At 72.1% G+C, this 6540-nt stretch carries 5 protein-coding genes; all 5 read left to right on the top strand.

Annotation, left to right across the window (positions count from 1 at the left end):
* The first annotated feature begins 263 nt into the window (after positions 1 to 263).
* The 5 genes from ACSW7Y_RS15530 (at position 264) to ACSW7Y_RS15510 (ending at position 6406) form a co-directional block, all read left to right on the top strand.
* On the top strand, positions 264 to 791 hold the full coding sequence (locus ACSW7Y_RS15530) for a GtrA family protein (RefSeq protein ID WP_438127144.1): 528 nt from the start codon (positions 264 to 266) through the stop codon (positions 789 to 791).
* Positions 791 to 2284, top strand: coding sequence for a glycosyltransferase (locus ACSW7Y_RS15525; protein ID WP_438127143.1), 1494 nt, complete (start codon positions 791 to 793; stop codon positions 2282 to 2284). The genes ACSW7Y_RS15530 and ACSW7Y_RS15525 overlap by 1 nt, the downstream gene beginning before the upstream one ends.
* 8 nt (positions 2285 to 2292) lie before the next feature.
* The gene (locus ACSW7Y_RS15520) at positions 2293 to 4260 is read left to right on the top strand and encodes a hypothetical protein (RefSeq protein WP_438127142.1); all 1968 of its coding nucleotides are present in this window, start codon (positions 2293 to 2295) and stop codon (positions 4258 to 4260) included.
* 83 nt (positions 4261 to 4343) lie between these two features.
* Complete coding sequence (locus tag ACSW7Y_RS15515; RefSeq protein ID WP_438127141.1) at positions 4344 to 5162, top strand: DUF4397 domain-containing protein; 819 nt, start codon at positions 4344 to 4346, stop codon at positions 5160 to 5162.
* A 95-nt stretch (positions 5163 to 5257) separates the two neighbouring features.
* Positions 5258 to 6406, top strand: coding sequence for a glycosyl hydrolase family 8 (locus ACSW7Y_RS15510; protein ID WP_438127140.1), 1149 nt, complete (start codon positions 5258 to 5260; stop codon positions 6404 to 6406).
* Positions 6407 to 6540: the final 134 nt, after the last annotated feature.

Raw genomic sequence — 6540 nt, 5'->3', positions numbered from 1 at the left:
GACGAGCATGACGATGCAGAACAGCACGGCCGCGGACAGCACGGCGACCTGCACGGTCGACCAGAACTTGCGGAAACGGGGCATGCCGGTGAAGCTCACGGGCCCATTGTCCCGCAGACCACCCCGTGCCGCGACCCCGCCGTGGACAGACCGGTACGGACTCGCGTACCCCATGTGAACGGCAGGTGTCGCCTGTCTGGCAGAGTCCTGGCAACCCCCGTCCCCCACCCAAACCGGTCCGAGGAGTCCCCCGAATCGGGGGCATGACCTCGACCGATACCCCCGTTCTGGTGTCACCCGAGACCGAGGCCCCATCTCCGGTCCGCGCTGCCCGTGCCGCGCGCCTGCTCACCCTGGGACGCCAGATCGCGTCCTTCGGCACCATCGGCGCCGTCTGCTTCGTCATCGACCTCGCCGTGTACAACCTGCTCCGCGCCACCGTCCTGCCCGACGGCCCGATCTGGGCCAAGGTCGTGTCGGCGGTGGTGTCGACCGCCGTCGCCTGGGTCGCGAACCGGTCCATCACCTTCCGCTCCGAGCGCGGCGCTGACCGTCGCGCCACCGTCCGCGAGGGGCTCCTCTTCGCCCTCGCGAACCTCGTCGGCCTCGGCATCGCGGCCGCCTGCCTGTTCGTCTCGCACTACGTCCTCGGTCTCCGATCCACCCTCGCCGACAACGTCGCCGGCAACGGGGTGGGCCTGGTCCTCGGTACAGCGTTCCGCTTCGCCGCGTACAAGGCCCTCGTCTTCCGTTCCACCGACGCTCGTCCCACGAAGGAGGCTCCGGCCTGATGACGACCACCCTCTCCGCCGCGCTGGTCACCGCGGCCGCTCCCCTGCTCCAGCCCGGCTCCCCCGCCACGTCCGGCACCGTGCCGAACCGCGGCACCACGAACGCCCCGACGGGAGGCTCGGGGCAGCTCCCGCAGGCCGCCTGGTCGCTGGGCGAGTGGATCGGCTACTCCGCGCTGATCGCGGTCTCCGTCCTGCTCACGCTGGTCGCGCTGTCGACGCTCTGGTGGATGCTGCACGCGTGGCGCTCGCGCGACGCGCTCAAGGCGACCCGCTTCAGCGAGACGCCGCGTCCGGCTGCGCACCGCTTCACGCTGCTCGTGCCCGGCCGGCACGAGCAGGACGTGATGGGGCAGACGCTCGACATGCTCGCCACGCAGGACCACCCGGACTTCGAGATCATCGCGATCGTCGGTGAGGACGACCCGGAGACCGACGCGGTCGTCCGCGCTGCCGCCGCGCGCCACCCGGAGCTCATCAGGGTGGTCGTCGACGACACCGCGCCGAAGAACAAGCCGAAGGCGATGAACCTCGCCCTCCAGTACGCGACGGGTGACATCGTCGGCGTGTTCGACGCCGAGGACGAGGTCTACCCGCACCTGCTCACCCTCGTCGACTCCCGGTTCCAGGAGACCGGTGCCGACGTCGTGCAGGGCGGCGTGCAGCTCATGAACTTCAAGTCGAGCTGGTGGTCGCTCCGCAACGTGCTCGAGTACTACTTCTGGTTCCGCTCGCGCCTGCACTTCCACGCCGAGTCGAAGTTCATCCCGCTCGGCGGCAACACCGTCTTCGTGACCCGTGAGCGCCTCGAGTGGTCGAACGGCTGGGACGCCCACTGCCTCGCCGAGGACTGCGAGCTCGGCGTCCGCCTCAGCGCGGACAACGCCAAGGTCGTCGTCGCGTACTCCCCGGAGGCCGTCACGCGTGAGGAGACCCCGCCCACGTTCGCGTCCCTGCTCAAGCAGCGCACCCGCTGGAACCAGGGCTTCCTCCAGGTGCTCGGCAAGGGCGAGTGGAAGAAGCTCCCGACCCGCAAGCAGCGCTTCTTCGCCCGGTACCTCCTGACGATGCCGTTCATCCAGGCCGCGACCGGGCTCCTGATCCCACTCAGCGTCCTGATGATCGCGTTCGTCAAGGTCCCGACCTCGATCGCGCTCGTCTCGTTCATCCCGCTCGCCCCGACCCTCATGCTGCTCGCCGTCGAGATCGTCGGCCTCGGCGAGTTCGGGCGGCTCTACAAGGAGAAGGTCCGGATCCGCGACTACGTGAAACTCGTCCTCGGCCTCATCCCGTACCAGGTGTTCCTCGCTGCGGCAGCCGTCCGCGCCGTCGTGCGGCACGTCCAGGGCCAGAACGGCTGGGAGAAGACGGAGCACACCGGGCAGCACCGCACGCCCGCGCCCGAGGTCGTCGGCTTCCCCAGCGCCGTCACCGAGGACGACCCCCAGTCCGCCGACGCCCGTGAGCTGCAGACCACCGGAGGCACCCGATGACCGCCAGCATGACGAACACGACCGGCATCCCGATCCGGGGCGCGATCGCCCGCAGCGGCGTGGCCGGCTGGGTCCGACGCCACGCCGTCAGCCTCGCCTGGCTGCTCCCCGTCCTCGCGGTCGCCGCGGCCGTGCAGCTCTGGAACATGACCGGCACGCCCCAGCGCATCGACGACGAGGGCACCTACACCGCGCAGGCGTGGGCGATCACCAACCTCGGTGAGCTCACGCACTACACGTACTGGTACGACCACCCGCCGCTCGGCTGGATCCAGATCGCGGCCTACACCTCGGTGACCGGCGCGTTCGCCCGCTACCCGTTCGCCGTCGAGGCAGCGCGGGAGTCGATGGTGTTCTTCACCGCGGTGTCGAGCGTGCTGCTGTTCGTGCTCGCCCGTCGCATCGGTGCGGCTCGCCCCACCGCAGCGGCTGCCGTACTCCTGTTCGCGCTGTCGCCACTCGCACTGCAGTACCACCGCACCGTCTACATCGACAACGTCGCGACCCCGTGGCTGCTCGCCGCGTTCGTGCTGGTGCTGAGCCGCCGCAAGCAGCTCGCCGGGTTCGCCGGAGCGGCCGCCTGCCTCGGCATCGCCGTGCTCTCGAAGGAGACGTACCTGCTCGCGTTGCCGTTCCTCGTCTGGATCGCGGTGCGCGGGGCCGACAAGAGCACCCGCCGGTACACCCTCAGCGTCGCCGGTGCCGTGCTCGCGGTGATCGGTGGCGGCTACCTCCTGCTCGCCGCGGTCAAGGGCGAGCTCCTCCCCGGACCCGGCCGGGTCAGCCTCCTCGAGGGCATCACGTACCAGCTCGGCTCCCGCACGGCGTCGGGGTCCGTCTTCGAGGGCGGGAGCCTCGCGAACCAGGCCGCCGCCCAGTGGTGGGCGCTCGACCCGGTGTTCATCGTGCTCGGGAGCACGGCCGCCGTCGTGGGGTTGTTCCTGCGACGGGTCCGCCCGATCGCCGCGATGCTCGTCTTCCTGCTCGCGTTCATGTTCCGCCCGAACGGCTACCTGCCGGTGCCGTACGTGATCATGCTCATCCCGTTCGCCGCGCTCCTCGTGGTGTGGACCGTCGACCGCGCGATCGTCGCGATCGCCGGGTGGTCCCGGAGCCGCAGCCGACTCCCCGGTGGCGTCCGTCGCACCTTCGGCATCGCATGGGCAGCGGTCACCGTGGCCGCCCTCGCCGTCGCGGCACCGCTCTGGACCGCCCAGCTCCGCGGCTTCACGACGAGCAACCTCGACCAGCCGATGCAGCAGGCCGAGCGCTGGGTCGGCGACAACGTGCCGAAGTCATCGCGACTGCTCGTCGACGACGCCATGTGGGTCGACCTGGTCAAGGCCGGCTTCGCCCGCGACAACGTCATCTGGTACTACAAGCTCGACACCGACGCCGCCGTGGAGCGCCAGTCGCCGAACGGCTGGAAGGACTCGGACTACGTCGTCACGACCGACTCGATGCGGACCGGCGGCAACTCCTCGAAGGACGTCGCCGACGCCATCCGCAACTCGACGACGGTCGCCGTGTTCGGCACCGGCGACCAGCAGGTCGACGTCCGCCGCATCCACTCCGAGGGCGAGGCCGCGGCCGAGCAGGCGATCACGAAGGCCACCGACCAGCGGAAGGCGATGGGCACCCAGCTCGCCGCCAACCCCGCGCTCGAGGCGGACGCCGGCACGAAGTCGCAGTTCCGCGCCGGTCAGGTCGACAGCCGGGCGATGATCGCCCTCGGGCAGGTGCTCGCGGACCAGCCGGTGAGCGTCGACCGCTTCACCCCGCTCACCGGCGAGACCGGCCAGGCGTTCCGCCGCGTGGTCCTGGACACCGACGGCGCTGCCGCGACGACCCGGGTCGAGCTCACCCTCGAGGCCATGTCGGACACCTACCGTCCGGAGTCGGTCGAACGCCACGGCGACGAGCTCGTCGTGACCTACACGCCGATCGACCCGACCACCGCCCCGACCGCCGCGTGACGCGACCCCGGCGACCCGGCCGTGCGCCGGTCCGCCACACCAGCACGAACCCGAACCGCACCTCCATCCGAAGGAGCACCACCATGACCGCACGCACCCGCACCGCACGCCCCGTCGTCGTCGGCACCCTCGCCGCGGCCCTCGTCGCCGCGACCGTCGGCCTCGCACCCCAGACGGCGTCGGCCGCGACACCCGAGGACGGCTGGCTCCGCGTCGGACACCTCTCCCCCGACACGAAGGGCGTCGACGTCGAGCTGTCGAGCCTGTCCGGCGGCAAGAAGGTGTTCGAACTCGACGACGTGACCTACGGTCAGGTCAGCCCGTACCAGGAGCTGCCCGTCGGCACCTACGTCCTGTCGATGCGCGCCGCCGACGCCCCGGACTCCACCCCGGTGATCTCGACCGACGTCACGGTCAGCGCGGGCGACGCGAACACCGTCGTCGCCTACGGCAAGAACTCGGACCTCAAGACCACCGCGTTCACCGACGACCTGCAGCAGCCCGGCGACGGGAAGGCGAAGCTCCGGCTCGTGCAGGCCGCGACCACCGCGAAGCGGGTCGACGTCGCCACCTCGACCGGCACCACCGTGGCGAAGGACGCCGCGTTCGGGACCGCCACCGGCTACGCCACCGTGCAGAGCGGCAAGTGGACGCTCGACGTCTCCGGCAGCGGGCAGCGCGGCACGGCGAAGGTCGACCTCGCCGGCAACACCGTCTCCACGCTGTTCGTCCTCGACGACAGCAAGGGCGACCTCACGGTCGTCCCCGTGACCGACGCGGCGGCGACCGCCGCCACCCCGAAGGGCGGCGTCCAGACGGGCGGCGGCGGCACCGCCGCGGACCGCCCGGCCACCGACGCGTTCCACGCGCTCATCGCCGCGTTCCGCAGCATCTTCGGTTGACGACCTGGAGGCGCGGCAGCGGTGGGCCGACCGGCTCACCCGCACCGCGCCTCCGGTCCGGACCCCCACCCGACACCCAACGAGAGGCAGGCCCCGTGCACCGCAGGACCTGGATCCCGGTCGCCGCGATCGCGGCCGTCGCCGTCACCGCCGGCGCGGCGCTCGTCGCCGTCCACCCCTGGTCGGACGAGTCGACGCCGCAGGCGGCCTCCACCCCGACCTCGACCACCGCACCCGACGCCACCCGCTCCGCAGCGCAGCTGCGCACCGCGTTCCTCGACCGCTACGTCGAGGACGGCCGCGTCGTCAGGAAGGACCAGGGCGGCGACACCGTCAGCGAGGGCCAGGCGTACGGCCTGCTCATCGCCTACGCGGCCGGCGACCGCTCGACCTTCGACGACGTGTGGCGCTGGACGGCGCGGCACCTCCTGACCGACGACGACCTGCTCGCCTGGCGGTGGACGCCGAAGGGCGGCGTCGCCGACGAGCAGTCCGCGAGCGACGCCGACCTCGACGCCGCGCGGGCACTCGTCCTCGCGGGCAAGGCGTGGGACGAACCCCGCTACACCGCGGCCGGCAAGCGCATCGCGTCGGCGATCCTCGAGCACGAGACCGTCGAGACCGACGCCGGCCGCATCCTGCTCGCCGGTCCCTGGGCCGACCAGGAGCCCTACCGGTACGACGCCTCCTACGCCTCACCCGCCGCCTACCGGATCCTGGCCCAGGCGACCGGCGACGACCGCTGGGACGAGCTCGAGACGGGCTCGCGCACCGTCACCGCGACGCTCCTGCGCGCCACCGACCTCCCGAGCGACTGGTCGCAGGTGCACGCGGACGGCCGCGTCGAACCGATGCCCGCGTCGGCCGACGACGGCCGGGTGCTCTACGGCTACGACGCGATGCGCCTCCCGCTGCGGTACGCCGAGGCGTGCACCGGTGCCGACCGGAAGCTCGCCGGGTCGATCGCCCCGACGCTCCGGCGCACGACCCAACTCGCGGCACAGCTCGACCTCGGCGGCACCGCGGTGACGGGTGACACGAACGCCCTCGCCTACGCGGCCCGGGCGGCGGCCGAGCACGCTGCCGGCAGCACGTCGGCGGCGCGGGCCGACCTCGAGCGGGCGGACCGGACCGCGGCCACGACACCGACGTACTACGGCGACGCCTGGGCAGCGCTCGGCGCGACCATGCTCACCTCCGACGTGCTCGGCGGGTGCGCTGCCAGCTCCGGGAGCGACTCGTGAGCCGCCGGACCGCATCGCACCGGACGACGGACGGTGCGCGCTCGCCGCGTCGCCGGCTGCTCGCGGTCGCGGTCGGCGTCGCGGTGCTGCTCGTCGGCGGGACGGTCGCCGGGGTCGCGGTCGCCGCGTCGAAC

Origin of the sequence: Curtobacterium flaccumfaciens (assembly GCF_051548005.1) — a bacterium.
GTDB lineage: Bacteria > Actinomycetota > Actinomycetes > Actinomycetales > Microbacteriaceae > Curtobacterium.
The sequence above is the reverse complement of the archived record's forward strand: the minus strand, read 5'-3'. Positions and strand labels throughout refer to the sequence as shown.

What these genes read in the sequence shown, in the direction of transcription:
- ACSW7Y_RS15530 (WP_438127144.1), top strand. Translation starts at nt 264, where the DNA reads ATGACCTCGACCGATACCCCCGTTCTGGTGTCACCCGAGACCGAGGCC.
- ACSW7Y_RS15525 (WP_438127143.1), top strand. Translation starts at nt 791, where the DNA reads ATGACGACCACCCTCTCCGCCGCGCTGGTCACCGCGGCCGCTCCCCTG.
- ACSW7Y_RS15520 (WP_438127142.1), top strand. Translation starts at nt 2,293, where the DNA reads ATGACGAACACGACCGGCATCCCGATCCGGGGCGCGATCGCCCGCAGC.
- ACSW7Y_RS15515 (WP_438127141.1), top strand. Translation starts at nt 4,344, where the DNA reads ATGACCGCACGCACCCGCACCGCACGCCCCGTCGTCGTCGGCACCCTC.